This window comes from Pseudomonas botevensis, assembly GCF_019145475.1.
Taxonomy (GTDB): domain Bacteria; phylum Pseudomonadota; class Gammaproteobacteria; order Pseudomonadales; family Pseudomonadaceae; genus Aquipseudomonas; species Aquipseudomonas botevensis.
The window spans coordinates 183,319-198,543 of record NZ_JAHTKI010000001.1 but is presented as its reverse complement, the minus strand read 5'-3'; the positions used below and the strand labels follow the sequence as shown (position 1 = coordinate 198,543).

Sequence of the window (15,225 nt, the reverse complement as noted above, 5' to 3'; positions counted from 1 at the left end):
ATGAATGTCGCAACGACTTCCGGATTCAATCGTCCAGCGCTTTCACCGATTTGGGCGACAGGCGCAAGCTGCGCAGGCTGCGCTTGACGCTCTTGAGGTGGTTGACCAGGCTCGGCCCGCGCGCCATGGCTACGCCCATCGCCAGCACATCGATCACGACCAGATGGGCGATACGCGAAGTCAGCGGGGTGTAGATTTCCGTGTCCTCGTGCACATCGATCGCCAGATTGACGGTCGACAGTTCAGCCAGCGGCGTCTGGCTCGGGCACAGGGTAATCAGCGAGGCGCCGCTTTCGCGAACGAGGTTGGCGGTGATCAGCAGATCCTTGGAACGCCCGGACTGGGAAATGCAGATCGCCACGTCGGTCGGTTTCAGTGTCACCGCCGACATCGCCTGCATGTGCGGATCGGAATAAGCCGCAGCGGTCAGCAGCAACCGGAAGAATTTGTGCTGCGCATCCGCCGCCACCGCGCCGGAGGCCCCGAAGCCATAGAACTCGACGCGCTGGGCCTGGGACATCAGCGTGACCGCGCGCTGCAACTCCAGCGGATCGAGCTTCTCGCGAACCTCCATCAGGGTGTGCAGGGTGGTGTCGAAAATCTTCAGGCTGTAGTCGGCGACCGAGTCATCTTCATGGATCGCGAACTGGCCGAAGCTGGCACCGGCGGCCAGGCTTTGCGCCAGTTTGAGTTTCAGATCCTGAAAGCCGGAACAACCGATGGCCCGGCAGAAGCGCACGATGGTCGGCTCACTGATGCCGACGCTGTGCGCCAGGTCGGCCATGGAACTGTGCATCACCGCCGCAGGGTCAAGCAGCACGTGGTCGGCGACCTTGAGCTCCGACTTGCGTAACAGGTGACGTGACTGGGCGATGTGTTGCAGCAGGTTCAAGGGGCTGGACTCTTGTTATGAAATAAGTGTTAAGGAATAAGCGTTATGGGCAGATGCCGAAGATGTAGCAAGTTTGTAGTTATACTACATGAATCGTCTTTTTGCCTGCTCAATGCGTAACTGGATGCCCCCGTATCAGGCGCATCTCCCCTTGATGTAGCCCTAAAGGGAGTTTTCCTGCCCACGCAACAACCCGGCGAGGTCTGCCGCCTGCACCGGACGACTGATCAGGTATCCCTGCACTTCGTCGCAGCCTTCGGCCTTGAGAAACTCCAGTTGCTCCGGACGTTCGACGCCTTCGGCCACTACTTTCAGCGACAGGCCGTGGGCCATGGCAATGATCGCGCGAGTGATTGCCGCGTCCTCGCTCCCCTGCGCCAGGCCGCGAATGAAAGCCTGATCGATCTTCACGTAGTCCACCGGGATGCGTTTCAGATAACTGAGCGACGAATAACCCGTACCGAAATCATCGATCGCCAGTTTCACCCCCAGTCCGCGCAATTGCTGGAAGGTGGCGATGATGTGTTCGACGCTGTCGAGCAACTGGCTTTCCGTGAGTTCCAGCTCCAGATAGTGCGGCGCCAGCCCGGTTTCCTCCAGCACCTGACGTACAAGGCTGGCGAGCTTGCCCTGACGCAACTGATGCACCGACAGGTTCACGGACACCCGGATCGGCGCCAGCCCCTGGCGCTGCCACTCGCAGGCCTGCCAGCACGCCTGGCGCAGCACGAACTCGCCGATCGGGCCGATCAACCCGGTTTCCTCGGCCAGGCCGATGAAATCCCCCGGAGAGATCCGGCCCAGGGTCGGATGATCCCAGCGCACCAGTGCTTCTGCCGCATTCAGGCGGCCCGTCTCCAGACACAGCTTCGGCTGGTAGAACACGCTCAGTTGCTTGTCTTCGATGGCTTTGCGCAACTGGATTTCCAGTTGCAGACGTTCCAAGGTGCTGGCTTGCAGGCTGTCGGTATAGAACTGGAAGTTGTTGCCGCCCAGGTGCTTGGCATGTTGCATGGCCATGTTCGACTGACTGACCAGCTCGGAGATTTCCCGCGCGTTGTCCGGCAGCATGCTGATGCCCATCGAGGCGCTGACCACCAGTTCATGCCCTTCCACCGTCAGCGGCAGGCGCAGTTTGGTCGCCAGCCGCGTGGCGACCCGCGCCAGGCTCGACAGGTTGCCGTAGGCGTCGAACAACACCGCGAACTCATCGCCGGACAGCCGGGCGATGGTGTCCGCCTCGGGCAAGGCATTGATCAGGCGCCGCGACATTTTTTGCAGCAACTGGTCGGCGACTTCATGACCAAGACTGTCGTTGAGCAGCTTGAAGCGGTCCAGATTGATGTGCAGCAACGCCAGGCTGCGGCGTCCGCCCTGGCGCACCCGTTGATGGGCTTCGTGCAGCCGTTCGCGAAACAGCGAGCGGTTGGCCAGACCGGTGAGCTCGTCGTAGTGGGTCAGGTAGCGCATACGCTCTTCGGACTCGCGGCGCGCTGACAGATCGGCGAAGAAGCCCACGATATGACTCATATTTCCCCGACGATCACGCACCACATTCAGTTGTAGCCATTGCGGGTAGAGTTCGCCGTTCTTGCGGGTTTCCACCAGTTCGCCCTGCCAACTGCCGTGCTGCTCCAGCGCCTGACGGATCGCAACATAATGTCGCCGGGCATCGCGGCTGCACGGCAGTTCGACGACGTTGCGCCCGAGCATGTCATCAATGTCATAACCGGTGACGCGGCTGAACGCCTGATTGATCGCGATCAGTTCGTAATTCGGATCAAGAATCACGATGCCTTCACTGGCCGCTTCAAACACCGTCGCCGCCAGTTGCTGTTGGGCTTCCAGGCTTTTGCTGGCGCTGATGTCACGGCGAGTGCCGACCATGCGGATCACCCGCCCGCTGTCGCTGCGCTCCACCGCCCGGCCACGGTCTTCGATCCATACCCAGTGGCCATCGCCATGCCGCACCCGGTACTCGATCTGATAATCCTCGGTGCGCCCCTTCAGATGCTCGATCAAGGCGTGCTTGAGTGACGGCACGTCTTCCGGGTGCAGGCGCGGACGCAGATGCCGCAGCAGCCCGGTGACGTATTCCGGGTCGATGCCGAACAACTCCTGGATCTGCGTGTGGTGGACTTCATCGGTTTGCAGATTCCAGTCCCACAGCCCCAGCTCACTGGCTTTCAACGCCAGGGCCAGCCGCGCTTCGCTTTTGCTCAGGGCCTGGTTGGCGGCATCCAGTTCGCGACTGCGCTGGGCGACACGGTCTTCGAGATCGACCTGCGCCTCGCGCAATTTGCCCTCGGCGCAGCGGCGGTGTTCGATTTCCTTTGCCAGCTCCTGGTTGAGTTGCTCGCTGCGGGTCTGCGCCTGTTGCAGGTGCTCGATCAGCCGCTGATTCTGAAAGCGTCGCAGCAACCCACGATCGATCAGTCGATTGATCTGCCACGCCACCACACTCAACGAACCGAGCAGAATCAGCCCGAGCCAGCCCCAGCCGCGCGCCAGATCATCTCCGCCCCAGAACAGATAGCCGATGGCCGGCAGCAGGCACGGCAAGGTAAAGGACAGAAACGCCGGCAGGCTCACCGCATAGGCGACGCTGGCCGACAGCGTGGCGGCGCCGATCAGGCCGAACACCCAGGCCTGTTGCAGGAAGTTGTCGGCCGGCACCAGCGCGATACCGGCACCGGCCAGGGTCAGGCCGGTCAGGGTCGAACCGAGCAAGAACATTCGCCCCCAGATCGGCTGGGCCTGACGGTCGGGCATGGCCGAATCGAACGCGGCGACCTGAATCACCCGCAACGCCACCAGCGACAGCAGCCACACCAGCCAGACGCTGACCACGAAGTAGCGCTGCGGGCTCCAGAGCAGAGCGGCGCAGACCAGACCATTGATCAACATGAACAGCGTGGGCAGCAGCGAGCCCTGATAAAGAAGGCGCGTGCGCTCGACCGCCATCTGCGTGGCGTAGTGCTTGCGGATAACCCGAGGCTCCACAGAGGGGCCCGACAGGTCAGAGCTGAGGGTCATAGGCAATGTTCTTGTTCTTATTAAAATGAGCATGCGCCCGAAACGTGGACGGAGCATACACAAGCCCATTCACTTGCCAAACTGCTCCAGATCATAATTTCGCCGAAACTTTTGCCCCCCGCGCCACCGGCAAAACCCGCAGAGCGAGACGGGCCGATGCCTGCGACCAGTGACCGACCGGTCGTCATCGACAGGAGTTTCATCGGCTAATGCAAAGCTCGGTTTGCCCGGGCCTGCGGCGCACCCTAGAATGCCCCGATGCGCGATGATCTCTCCCTTCTGCTGAATTCCCTCAACGATGCCCAACGCCAGGCCGTAGCGGCCCCCGTTGGCCGTCAGTTGGTCCTGGCCGGTGCCGGTTCCGGTAAAACCCGAGTGCTGGTGCACCGTATCGCCTGGTTGATCCAGGTCGAAAACGCCTCGCCCCACTCCATTCTGTCGGTGACCTTCACCAACAAGGCCGCTGCCGAGATGCGTCACCGCATCGAACAGTTGCTGGGCATCAACCCGGCGGGCATGTGGGTCGGCACCTTCCACGGCCTGGCGCACCGCTTGCTGCGGGCGCACTGGCAGGAAGCCGGCCTGAGCCAGACCTTCCAGATTCTCGACAGCGACGACCAGCAACGGCTGGTCAAGCGGGTGATCCGCGAGCTGGGGCTGGACGAACAGCGCTGGCCGGCCCGCCAGGCGCAGTGGTTCATCAACGGGCAGAAAGACGAAGGTCTGCGTCCGCAACACATTCAGGCCAGCGGCGATCTGTTCCTCGCCACCATGCGCGGCATTTACGAGGCCTACGAGGCTGCCTGTGCCCGCGCGGGCGTCATCGACTTCTCCGAACTGCTGCTGCGCGCCCTCGACCTGTGGCGCGATCATCCGGGCCTGCTGGCGCATTATCAGAAGCGCTTCCGGCATATTCTGGTGGACGAGTTCCAGGACACCAACGCCGTGCAGTACGCCTGGTTGCGCTTGCTGGCCAAGGGCGGCGACAGCCTGATGGTGGTGGGTGACGACGACCAGTCGATCTACGGCTGGCGCGGGGCGAAAATCGAGAACATCCACCAGTATTCCGCCGACTTCCCGGATGCCGAAACCATCCGCCTGGAACAGAACTACCGCTCCACCGCCGGCATCCTCAAGGCGGCCAACGCCCTGATCGCCAACAACACCGGGCGTCTGGGCAAAGAGCTGTGGACCGATGGCGGCGACGGCGAAGCGATCAATCTGTACGCCGCGTTCAACGAGCACGACGAAGCACGCTACGTTGTCGAAACCATCGAAAGCGCGCTGAAAACCGGCTTGTCTCGCAGCGACATCGCGATTCTCTACCGCTCCAACGCCCAATCCCGCGTTTTGGAAGAAGCATTGCTGCGCGAGCGCATTCCGTACCGCATCTATGGCGGCCAGCGCTTCTTCGAGCGGGCGGAAATCAAGAACGCCATGGCCTACCTGCGTTTGCTCGAAGGTCGCGGCAACGATGCGGCACTGGAGCGGGTGATCAACGTACCGGCCCGTGGCATCGGCGAGAAAACCGTCGAAGCGATCCGCGAGCATGCGCGCCACAGCGACGTCTCGATGTGGGAAGCCATGCGCCAACTGGTCGCCAACAAAGGCCTGACCGGCCGCGCGGCGGGCGCCCTCGGTGCGTTTATCGAGCTGATCGAGAACCTGGCCGCCAAATGTGCAGAGATGCCGCTGCACCTGATGACGCAAACCGTCATCGAGCAGTCCGGGCTGATCGCCTACCACGAAGCGGAAAAAGGCGAGAAAGGCCAGGCCCGGGTGGAAAACCTTGAGGAGCTGGTCAGCGCTGCGCGCAACTTCGAGAACACTGAAGAAGACGAAGAGCTGACGCCCCTGGCGGCATTCCTCGGTCATGCGTCGCTGGAGGCCGGTGACACTCAGGCCGACGAGCATGAAGACAGCATTCAACTGATGACCCTGCACAGCGCCAAGGGCCTGGAATTCCCTTACGTGTTCCTGGTGGGCATGGAAGAAGGCCTGTTCCCGCACAAGATGAGCCTGGAAGAACCGGGTCGCCTTGAAGAGGAACGGCGTCTGGCCTACGTCGGCATCACCCGGGCGATGCAGAATCTGGTGATGTCCTACGCTGAAACCCGACGCCTGTACGGCAGTGAAACCTACAACAAGGTGTCGCGATTCGTACGGGAAGTGCCGAAAGGCCTGATTCAGGAAGTGCGTCTGTCGAACAGCGTCAGCCGTCCGTTCGGCGGCAACCAGTCGATGAGCGGCAGCAACCTGTTCAGCGGCAGCGAGATTCCGGACACCGGACTCAGCCTCGGTCAGGCCGTGCGCCACTCGATTTTCGGCGACGGCGTGATCCTCAACTTCGAGGGTGCCGGCGCACAGGCCCGGGTTCAGGTGAACTTCAGCGAAGGCAGCAAGTGGCTGATGCTCGGTTACGCGAAGCTGGAAGCGATCTGAAGCCCGATCCAGGGCAATGGTGGGAGCGGGCCTGCTCGCGAATGTGTCTTTCATTCAACACATTCGTTGGCTGACCCTCCCGCTTCGCGGGCAAGCTCGCTTCCAAAAGGTTTGCGTCAATCATCAGGACGAATTTCATGGGCTCAGGCTTTTTCTCTTCCTGGACATTCTGGGCGCTGCTCTCGGCCACATTCGCCGCATTGACCGCGATCTTCGCCAAGGTCGGCATCGAAAACGTCAATTCCGACTTCGCCACCTTGCTGCGCACCATCGTGGTACTGGTCAGCCTGGCCTTGATTTTGTACGCCACGGGCCAATATCAGTCTCTGGGATCGATTTCCGCCAAAAGCTATCTGTTCCTGCTGCTGTCGGGCCTGGCCACGGGCGCTTCGTGGCTGTGCTACTTCCGCGCGTTGAAGCTCGGCCCGGCGTCGCTGGTCGCCCCGGTGGACAAGCTCAGCGTGGTGCTGGTGGCGATCCTCGGCGCGATCCTGCTGGGTGAGAAACTCGATCTGCGCCAATGGGGCGGCATCGGTCTGATCACCGCCGGTGTGGTGATGCTGGCGTTACGTCGCTAACCAGCAATCCCACTGAACCCAGCTGCTTTTCCTACAGACAAAAGTACATCGCCTTATTGCCTCGACCGAGCTGAACGTAACCTGTCAGGCAAAAGCCCGAAACACTCTGTCGCTAGCCAGTGTCACTTCAGCTGTGCAACATGGCGCGCGTGCTCTCCACAAACGGGAATACCCTTTATGAAACGTTTTCTTAGCATCGCCATGGCGTTGTGCATCGGCCTGACGATGAGCCTCGACGCCAACGCCAAGCGCTTTGGTGGTGGCAAAAGCGCCGGCGCCGCGCCGACGCACCAGACCAGCCAGATGGCGCCTTCTTCCCCAGGCATGGGCGGCGCAGCAGCGACCGCGGGTGCAGCCGGTGCCGCCGGCGCTGCGGCCAAGGCCGGTGGCGCATCGAAATGGCTCGGCCCGCTGGCCGGCATCGCCGCCGGTGGCCTGCTCGCTTCCATGTTCATGGGCGGCGGCTTCCAGGGCATGCAGATTTTCGACATCCTGATCATGGCCGTGATCGCGTTCGTGATCTTCCGCTTCATCGCCGCTCGTCGACGCAAGCAGCAGGAGCACATGGCTCCGGCCGGTCACGCACCGATGCAGCGTGAAGTGTTCGAGCAGAAGCCGGCCGCCATGGGTTCGATCTTCGGTGGTTCGGCAGCACCTGCCGCCCGTCCGGTGATCAACGCGCCGGCCTGGTTCAACGAGCAACGCTTCCTCGAAGCTGCGCGCAGCCACTTCCAGGCCCTGCAGCAGCACTGGGACGCCAACGAAATGGACAAGATCGCCGAGTTCGTGACCCCGCAAATGCTCGACTTCCTCAAGCGTGAGCGTGCGGACTTGGGCGACGGCTTCCAGTCCACCTACATCGACAACCTCCAGGTTCAACTGGATGGCGTGGATGATCGTGCGGACAAGACCATCGCGACCCTGACCTTCAGCGGCGTGTCGAAAACCTCGCGTTTCGACCAGGGTGAAGTGTTCAGCGAAAGCTGGAACATGGAACGTCCACAGGGCGACAACCAGCCTTGGCTGGTCGCCGGTATCCGCCAGAACGGCTGATCACCTGCGACGTTTTACCCGCCGTAACGAAAACCCCGGACTTGTCCGGGGTTTTCTATTTCGCGGTTGCATCTATAGCGAGCTACTGTATAAACCGCCCCATATAAACCGCGCCATTCAAGCAAGAGGATCCCCGGACGTGGAAGAAATCATCGAACAACTGCGCGAAGCCAACGAACGGGTGCCGGTTCCTCTGGAATTGCCCGACGAAGACCAGTTGGTGGAGGTCGAAGAAGAACTCTTCATCAACATTCCGTTCGTCTTCAAAGAGTTTCTGCTGACCGTCAGCGATGTGGTCTACGGCAGCCTGGAGCCGGTGACCGTCACCGACCCGCAATCCCACACCTACCTGCCGGATGTCGCGGCCAACGCCTGGGACGCCGGCGTGCCACGGGACCTGATCCCGATCTGCCAGGACGGCAATGACTACTACTGCGTCGAAGAAGACGGCACCGTGGTGCTGTGGTCCGGCGAAGAAGAGCTGATTACCGAAGAGTCCTGGGAGTCGGTCTGGCACTGGGCGCGGGACGTCTGGCTGGAAAGCTGACCGGTCGTTCGTCCCGGCTGGTCAATGCCCCGATGATTCCTTGTGGTTGTCGAGGGTTTCCAGCAGGGCCACCTGCATCCGTGTGTGTACCCGGATGAACCAGCGCCAGAGCAGCGCCGCCACGGCGGCGGCGACCACGGCAATCAGCACCAGCAACTTGTTGGTCGGCAGAATACTGGCCGACAAGGCTGCCAACAGCAGGAAAATCACCAACAGCGAAAGCAGCGGGATCACTTCGGCGATCACCCGGCGCACTCGCTGCGTATGACGCCCGGCCATCTCCGGTTTCACGCCCATTTCCGCCAGCAGCATCGACAGCGCCTTGAGCTTGCGATAAGCCGCGATCAGGAAAGGCAGCGAGACCAGCAGCGCCCCGCCCCAGATCAGCGCTTTCTGCCAGCTCGGATCACTGATCCACTCCGCCAGCGAAGCGGAAAGCCGTTCGGCGAAGTACGCCCCGGCAAAGAAAATCGCGATCACCAGTGCAAGATTGACCCCGACCTGCAGCAGAATCTTGCGGATCATCGATGCCAGCATCGCGCCCTCACCCTGCGGCTGGATGCTGCGCAGCCATTCACCGTACATCCCGAACACCCGACCGAGACGCTGCGGCATGGCGGCGGACAGCTTGATCGACAGCGGATCGGCAGCCCGGATCAGGTACGGCGTCAGCAACGTGGTGATCACCGAAACCGCCACGGCAACGGGATAGAGGAAGTTGCTGGTGACCTGCAGGGTCATGCCCAGTGCGGCGATGATGAAGGAGAATTCTCCAATCTGCGAAAGCCCCATCCCGACTCGCAGTGAGGTGCGTCCGTCATTACCGGCGATAAACGCACCGAGGCCGCAGGACAGCATCTTGCCCAGCACCACGGCGACGGTGATCACCGCAATCGGCCAGGCGTATTGCAGCAGGATCATCGGGTCGAGCATCAGGCCGATGGCGACGAAAAAGATGGCACTGAACAGGTCGCGAACCGGCTCGATCAGGCGCTCGATCTTCAGCAACTGCCGCGACTCGGCCATGATCGCGCCGATCAGGAATGCCCCCAGCACCATGCTGTATTCGAGCTTGACCACCAGCAGGCAGAAGCCGAAACACAGGCCCAGCACGGTGATCAGCAGCATCTCGTTGCTTTCGAATTTCGCCACGTATGCCAGCAGCCTCGGCACCAGCAGAATGCCGATCACCAGCGCAACGATCATGAACAGCGACAGCTTGCCAACCGTGGAAAACACCTCGCCGGAACTCACCGTGCCACTGACCGCGATGCTCGACAGCAGCGCGATGATGCCGATGCCCAGGATGTCCTCGACGATCAGCACACCGAAGATCAGTTGGGCGAAGCGCTCGTTTTTCATTTTCAGGTCGTTGAGCGCCTTGACGATGATGGTGGTCGAGGAAATGGCCAGGATCGCCCCGAGGAACAGTGAATCCATGGTGTTCCAGTCGAACCAGCGGCCGATTTCGTAACCGATCCAGATCATCAGCACGATTTCCATGAACGCCGCGATAAACGCGGTGGCGCCGACCTTGAACAACTTGCGCAGGCTGAACTCCAGGCCAAGGCAGAACATCAGGAAAATCACCCCCAGCTCGGCGAGGGTCTTGATGGTTTCTTCGTCGTGGATCAGCCCGAAGGGCGGCGTGTGCGGGCCGATGATGAAACCGGCGACTATGTAACCGAGCACCACCGGCTGCTTGAAGCGGTGAAACAGTACGGTCACCACGCCCGCAACCAACATGATCACCGCCAGATCCTGAATAAAGCTGATGGCATGCATGGTGTGGGCTCCTTGAATGAAGAGGCCCGCGCCAGCATGGGAAATGTCTGGGCGAGCTGAGTGAATATCCGCTTTTGATGTAGGAATCGCCCTTGGGGTGGGCTTTTGCAGGGTAACACCGCGACTTCCGGCTGAAAGGCGGTGCAATATATGGAAACAGATCGATTCGGGCGTGACGGCGGCCGGTCGCCTGGCGTCCCGATAATGGTGGTTTTTGAAAGCGACCAGACACCCGCAGAGGTGTTCCTCCAGCAACCCTGCCTTGACCCGTGAGAATGTTATGGAACCCGGAAACGCCCAGCTGTCGATGACGGTACTGATGACCCCCGACATGGCCAACTTCTCTGGCAATGTCCACGGCGGCACCCTGCTCAAATACCTCGATGAAGTCGCCTACGCCTGCGCCAGCCGCTATGCCGGCCGCTACGTCGTGACACTGTCGGTGGATCAGGTGATTTTCCGCGAGCCGATCCATGTCGGCGAACTGGTGACGTTCCTGGCGTCGGTCAACTACACCGGCAACACCTCGATGGAAGTCGGCATCAAAGTCGTGACCGAGAACATCCGCGAGCGCTCGGTGCGCCACACCAACAGCTGCTTCTTCACCATGGTCGCCGTCGACGACCAGCGCAAACCGGCGCCGGTGCCACCGCTGCAGCCGGAAAACAGTGAAGACAAGCGCCGCTATATGCAGGCGCAGCAGCGTCGGCAGATTCGTCAGGAGCTGGAAAAGCGCTATCAGGAGATCAAGGGCGACGCCTGATCGGCCCTTTGGGGTGATGTCGTTTTATAGATAGCCTCCGCGAGCAAGCCCGCTCCCCCAGTTGACCGTGATCATCTGGGGGAGCGGGCTTGCTCGTGAATGGGCGTAGCGCGGTCTTAAAGACTGATCGGCGTCGCCTCGAACTTCACCCGAGGATGCGCAATTCGATCCTGCGCCCGAACCAGCTGCAGCTCATAACTGGCGCACGCCTGGGTTTCCAGCAGCACTTCATGCACCGCCGCCGCGGTAAATTCGAACGCGGCCACCAGGCTGTCCCCCAACAGCACGCGCGCCAGGAACAGCCCGGAAGTCAGATCGCCCACGCCCACCGGCTGACGCGGGAACGCCAGCAGCGGACGGCGCAGATGCCAACTGCCCTCGGCGGTCACCAGCAGCATTTCAAAGGCTTCCGCCGGCTTGCCCGGATAATCCAGATGCTTGACCAGCACCGCCTGCGGCCCGCGAGCCAGCAGCGAGCGCGCCATGGCCAGGCAATCAAACAACGATTGCGGCTTGCGCCCGCAGAAGCTGTCCAGCTCCAACTGGTTCGGACACATGAAGTCCGCCACCGCCGCCGCTTCCTCCAGGAGGAAATCGCTGACTTCGGCCGGTACGCTGCAGCCCTTTTCCGGGTGCCCCATCACCGGATCACACAGGTATAACGCCTTGGGGTTGACCGACTTGATCCGCGCCACGCCACTGAGAATCGCCCGCCCCTGGGCCGCGCTGCCCAGATATCCGGACAGCACCGCGTCGCAGTTGCCCAGCTCGCCGATGGCGGCGATCCCTTCCACCAGTTCCGGGATCTGATGCGGCGCCAGCACTTCCCCGGCCCATTGGCCGTACTGGGTGTGGTTGGAAAACTGCACGGTGTTGAGCGGCCAGACATTCACCCCGACCCGCTGCATCGGAAAAACCGCAGCGCTGTTGCCGGCGTGGCCGAACACCACATGGGACTGGATGGCGAGCAAGTGAGGCGTACGTTTCATTCGGGTTTTTCCGTAAAACGATTGAAATTCGAGCCGCGCAGTATGCGACGAAACGCAGCCTGTACGACAGACCGGCGACGCAGTTAAGCTGATGCCCTCTTTTGGAGTTACTTGTTGATGCTGACCCTCGAAAACATCTTCGTGCTGATGCTGTTCGCCGCTGCTGGCGCCTGGCTATGGCACAACCACGGCTTGCGCGAGCGGGCGCTGGAACGGGTCAAGCAACATTGCGTGAACGTCGGCGTGGAGCTGCTCGACGGCAACGTCGCACTGAAAAAGATTGGCTTCATCAAGGACGCCAGCGGTCGCCGGCGATTGGCGCGGGTCTACAATTTCGAATTCACCGTGACCGGCGAAACCCGTCACAACGGCACCATTACCCAATTCGGCGCGCACAGCGCCCAGATCGAACTGGCGCCCTACCCGGCCCCGTTCGATGACACACCGCCGGTGGTCGAGGTGAACAAACCACGGGCCGAGGTGATCGAGCTGAGCCAGTGGCGCCAGGAACACACCAAGTGGAAGCCGTGAGCTGACTCAAGCCACCCGGCAGCGGGCCAAACCAGCCTGAAGCAACTCGACATCCTGCGGATCGGTGAAAATCAGCTCGAGCCGCGAATCCCGCCGCCATTCGCTCGTCTGCCAGTTCAGCTCGGCATTCTCCAGGGCATTCGCCGAAACCCAGCCCCGGGCACTGTGGATAACCAGTTTCGCGCGGCGCCAGACCAGACCCTCAAGCCAACGAGCAATGCGCCCCGCGTCGAAGGTCTGGTCGGGATGCCAGCGCCAACCAATACTCCAACCGCCCTCCTGCGCCTGGCTCAGACAAATCGGCTGCGCCGGGTCGCTCCAGACCGCTGGCAACTGCGCCAATCCTTTCGGCAGCACCGGATTGTCCGCCCCTGCTACAGCCCTTGCCGCCAATCCCGGTAGCTCGCTCAACGCCAGCGCGGCGTTTTGCGTCCAGATCACCGGGACTGGCGGGAGTTGTCCGATGATCGCCGGACGCACGGATTCATCGACACCCTCAGACTTGTTCAACAGCAATAAACCCGCGCTCGCCAAGGCCTCTTGTTGCGGGGCCGAGAGTGTTTTCCCCTGCGCCAGAGCCTGCGCATCCAGCACCAGCACACACGGCTGAACCGCCAGTACGCCCAGCCACGGCGCCTCACTCAACTGCTTGAGCAACTGCGCCGGATGCCCTAATCCGGAAGGCTCTATAAACAGTCGGTCCGGCCTGGCTTTGCGCAGCAGGCGCCCCAGACCGATCTGAAACGGCGCACCGTTCACGCAACACAAACAGCCCCCGGCGACCTCGCCCAGTGCGATACCATCGACGTCGCGGGTCAGCAGCGCGGCATCGAGACCGATCTGGCCGAACTCGTTGATCAGCACCGCCCAGCGTTCGCCGGCCGGACGCTGGGCCATGAGTTGGCGGATCAGGCTGGTCTTGCCGGCGCCCAAGGGGCCTGCGATGACGTGGGTAGGAATGTTCTGCAGCATGCGTGGCGTTTTTCTGGAGGTCGTTGATGCGGTGGTTGGGAGGTTGGTTGCTGTTGATGTTGCTGTCGGGGCAGGTGCTGGCGCAAGCCTGTGTGGTTCATAGCCAGGCCGAGCGACTGGACGTCAAGGTCTGCCAGCAGAACCGCAACATCCCGGAAAAGCTGTTCAACGACGGTTTCTGCCAACCGACCCTGGCCGGGCAGAAAGTCGACGTGCAATACGTCGACCAGTGCCCCGGCGGCGCGTTCGGCGTATGCAGCAACGCCCAGGTCGCCAATATGCCCTATCGCCAGGATATCCACTATTACGGCATCGCCACCGACGCCGCTTACTTGCAGCCGTACTGCGAGACTCAGAGCCAGGGCAAGTGGCTCAAGCCCTGAACCTCAGGCCGCCTCTTCGCTCCACGGACCAAAAGGGTCGACCAGCGAGCGCCAGCCTTCGGTGCCGATGGCCATTTCTTCATCGGTCAGCAAGCAGGCATCCAGCTCCGAGGTGAGCTGCTCGAAATCGATGTTCTGCCCGATGAAAACCAGCTCCTGACGGCAGTCCCCGACGCTGGAAGTCCAGTTTTGCATGATCGCTGCGGTACTTTCCTGATCCTGCGGCCAGTGATCTTTCGGCACATAGCGCCACCAGCGCCCGGCAAATCCGTAACGCATCAAACCGCCCGCCTGCGACCAGCTGCCAGCATCCGACGGCTTGCTCGCAAGCCAGAAAAAGCCCTTTGAACGCAGCAACCTGCCGTTCGGCCATGGCCGGTCGATGAAATTGAAGAAGCGCTCCGGATGGAACGGCCGCCGCGCTCGGTAGGCACCGGAGGCGATGCCGTATTCCTCGGTTTCCGGGACATGTTCGCCGCGCAATTCCTGCAACCATCCAGGGGCCTGCGCGGCTTTTTCGAAGTCGAAGCGACCGGTATTCAGGATCTTCTCCAACGGTACTTCACCCATCACCATCGGGATGATCTCGGCCTGGGCATTCAGGCGTTTAAGGATCGCCGTCAGTTCTTCGCGGTCGCGCTGGCTGATCAGATCGATCTTGCTGATCAACAGCACGTCGGCGAACTCTATCTGCTCGATCAGCAAATCGGTGATCGAGCGCTCGTCTTCCTCGCCCAGGGTTTCACCGCGAGAGGCAAGGCTCTGGGCAGCTGAGTAGTCCTGAAGGAAGTTCATGCCGTCGACCACGGTGACCATCGTGTCGAGGCGCGCGACGTCGGCCAGGCTCTGCCCCTGCTCGTCACGGAAGGTAAAGGTCTCGGCGACCGGCAACGGCTCGGAAATACCGGTGGACTCGATCAACAGATAATCGAAACGGCCATCGCGGGCGAGCTTGCTCACTTCCTCCAGCAGGTCCTCGCGTAACGTACAGCAGATGCAGCCGTTGCTCATCTCGACCAGTTTCTCTTCTGCACGGTTCAAGCTGACATCACGCTGGACTTCGCTGCCATCGATATTGATCTCACTCATATCATTGACGATTACAGCAACGCGCAGCGCGTCCCTGTTACGTAGTACGTAATTCAAAAGTGTACTTTTTCCAGCGCCGAGGAAGCCGGACAAAACGGTCACGGGAAGCGGGTAAGACATTGGATAATCCTCATAAATCAGCCGCTGGGCAGCGAAAAGGCGCTC

At 61.4% G+C, this 15,225-nt stretch carries 13 protein-coding genes; 7 read left to right on the top strand and 6 right to left on the bottom strand.

What is annotated here, in order from left to right:
- Window positions 1-25: 25 nt before the first annotated feature.
- A complete protein-coding gene (gene hexR, locus KVQ74_RS00940; RefSeq protein ID WP_007954250.1) occupies window positions 26-892 on the bottom strand; it encodes a transcriptional regulator HexR in 867 nt (288 codons plus the stop codon).
- Between the two features lie 162 nt (window positions 893-1,054).
- Entirely contained in the window at window positions 1,055-3,928 is a 2,874-nt protein-coding gene (locus KVQ74_RS00935) for a GGDEF domain-containing phosphodiesterase (RefSeq protein WP_217829148.1), read from the bottom strand.
- Between the two features lie 258 nt (window positions 3,929-4,186).
- Here KVQ74_RS00935 and uvrD point away from each other — a divergent pair, with 258 nt between their 5' ends.
- From uvrD to KVQ74_RS00915, 4 genes are all read left to right on the top strand, one after another.
- Window positions 4,187-6,370, top strand: a complete 2,184-nt coding sequence (uvrD, locus tag KVQ74_RS00930) for a DNA helicase II (RefSeq protein WP_217829145.1) — start codon at window positions 4,187-4,189, stop codon at window positions 6,368-6,370.
- Window positions 6,371-6,507: 137 nt separating this feature from the next.
- Entirely contained in the window at window positions 6,508-6,948 is a 441-nt protein-coding gene (locus KVQ74_RS00925) for an EamA family transporter (protein ID WP_217829143.1), read from the top strand.
- 177 nt (window positions 6,949-7,125) lie between these two features.
- Window positions 7,126-8,001: a Tim44 domain-containing protein gene (locus tag KVQ74_RS00920; RefSeq protein ID WP_217829142.1), complete on the top strand. Its 876-nt coding sequence runs from the start codon at window positions 7,126-7,128 to the stop codon at window positions 7,999-8,001.
- 139 nt (window positions 8,002-8,140) lie between these two features.
- The gene (locus KVQ74_RS00915) at window positions 8,141-8,548 is read left to right on the top strand and encodes an SMI1/KNR4 family protein (protein ID WP_217829141.1); all 408 of its coding nucleotides are present in this window, start codon (window positions 8,141-8,143) and stop codon (window positions 8,546-8,548) included.
- Between the two features lie 21 nt (window positions 8,549-8,569).
- Here the strand turns inward: KVQ74_RS00915 and KVQ74_RS00910 are convergent, their stop codons facing one another.
- Entirely contained in the window at window positions 8,570-10,333 is a 1,764-nt protein-coding gene (locus KVQ74_RS00910; protein ID WP_217829140.1) for a cation:proton antiporter, read from the bottom strand.
- A 280-nt stretch (window positions 10,334-10,613) separates the two neighbouring features.
- Here KVQ74_RS00910 and KVQ74_RS00905 point away from each other — a divergent pair, with 280 nt between their 5' ends.
- Complete coding sequence (locus KVQ74_RS00905; protein WP_008064551.1) at window positions 10,614-11,096, top strand: acyl-CoA thioesterase; 483 nt, start codon at window positions 10,614-10,616, stop codon at window positions 11,094-11,096.
- A 116-nt stretch (window positions 11,097-11,212) separates the two neighbouring features.
- Here the strand turns inward: KVQ74_RS00905 and pdxY are convergent, their stop codons facing one another.
- Window positions 11,213-12,085 carry a pyridoxal kinase PdxY gene (gene pdxY / locus KVQ74_RS00900; protein WP_217829139.1) on the bottom strand — a complete coding sequence of 291 codons (873 nt, stop codon included), beginning with the start codon at window positions 12,083-12,085 and terminating at the stop codon, window positions 11,213-11,215.
- 117 nt (window positions 12,086-12,202) lie between these two features.
- On the opposite strand from pdxY, the gene KVQ74_RS00895 reads away from it, so the two are divergent.
- Window positions 12,203-12,616, top strand: a complete 414-nt coding sequence (locus KVQ74_RS00895) for a DUF3301 domain-containing protein (protein WP_217829137.1) — start codon at window positions 12,203-12,205, stop codon at window positions 12,614-12,616.
- A 6-nt stretch (window positions 12,617-12,622) separates the two neighbouring features.
- Here the strand turns inward: KVQ74_RS00895 and KVQ74_RS00890 are convergent, their stop codons facing one another.
- The gene (locus tag KVQ74_RS00890; RefSeq protein WP_217829136.1) at window positions 12,623-13,588 is read right to left on the bottom strand and encodes a CobW family GTP-binding protein; all 966 of its coding nucleotides are present in this window, start codon (window positions 13,586-13,588) and stop codon (window positions 12,623-12,625) included.
- A gap of 26 nt (window positions 13,589-13,614) precedes the next feature.
- Between KVQ74_RS00890 and KVQ74_RS00885 the strand changes: the two genes are divergently transcribed.
- Complete coding sequence (locus KVQ74_RS00885) at window positions 13,615-13,971, top strand: NADH:ubiquinone oxidoreductase (protein WP_217829135.1); 357 nt, start codon at window positions 13,615-13,617, stop codon at window positions 13,969-13,971.
- Between the two features lie 3 nt (window positions 13,972-13,974).
- Here the strand turns inward: KVQ74_RS00885 and zigA are convergent, their stop codons facing one another.
- Entirely contained in the window at window positions 13,975-15,180 is a 1,206-nt protein-coding gene (gene zigA, locus KVQ74_RS00880; RefSeq protein ID WP_217829134.1) for a zinc metallochaperone GTPase ZigA, read from the bottom strand.
- Between the last annotated feature and the right edge of the window lie 45 nt (window positions 15,181-15,225).

Bases quoted from the DNA above. Each gene is read 5' to 3' on its own strand.
- KVQ74_RS00935 (WP_217829148.1), bottom strand. From the start codon at position 3,928: ATGACCCTCAGCTCTGACCTGTCGGGCCCCTCTGTGGAGCCTCGGGTT.
- uvrD (WP_217829145.1), top strand. From the start codon at position 4,187: ATGCGCGATGATCTCTCCCTTCTGCTGAATTCCCTCAACGATGCCCAA.
- KVQ74_RS00925 (WP_217829143.1), top strand. From the start codon at position 6,508: ATGGGCTCAGGCTTTTTCTCTTCCTGGACATTCTGGGCGCTGCTCTCG.
- KVQ74_RS00920 (WP_217829142.1), top strand. From the start codon at position 7,126: ATGAAACGTTTTCTTAGCATCGCCATGGCGTTGTGCATCGGCCTGACG.
- KVQ74_RS00910 (WP_217829140.1), bottom strand. From the start codon at position 10,333: ATGCATGCCATCAGCTTTATTCAGGATCTGGCGGTGATCATGTTGGTT.
- KVQ74_RS00905 (WP_008064551.1), top strand. From the start codon at position 10,614: ATGGAACCCGGAAACGCCCAGCTGTCGATGACGGTACTGATGACCCCC.
- pdxY (WP_217829139.1), bottom strand. From the start codon at position 12,085: ATGAAACGTACGCCTCACTTGCTCGCCATCCAGTCCCATGTGGTGTTC.
- KVQ74_RS00895 (WP_217829137.1), top strand. From the start codon at position 12,203: ATGCTGACCCTCGAAAACATCTTCGTGCTGATGCTGTTCGCCGCTGCT.
- KVQ74_RS00890 (WP_217829136.1), bottom strand. From the start codon at position 13,588: ATGCTGCAGAACATTCCTACCCACGTCATCGCAGGCCCCTTGGGCGCC.
- KVQ74_RS00885 (WP_217829135.1), top strand. From the start codon at position 13,615: ATGCGGTGGTTGGGAGGTTGGTTGCTGTTGATGTTGCTGTCGGGGCAG.
- zigA (WP_217829134.1), bottom strand. From the start codon at position 15,180: ATGTCTTACCCGCTTCCCGTGACCGTTTTGTCCGGCTTCCTCGGCGCT.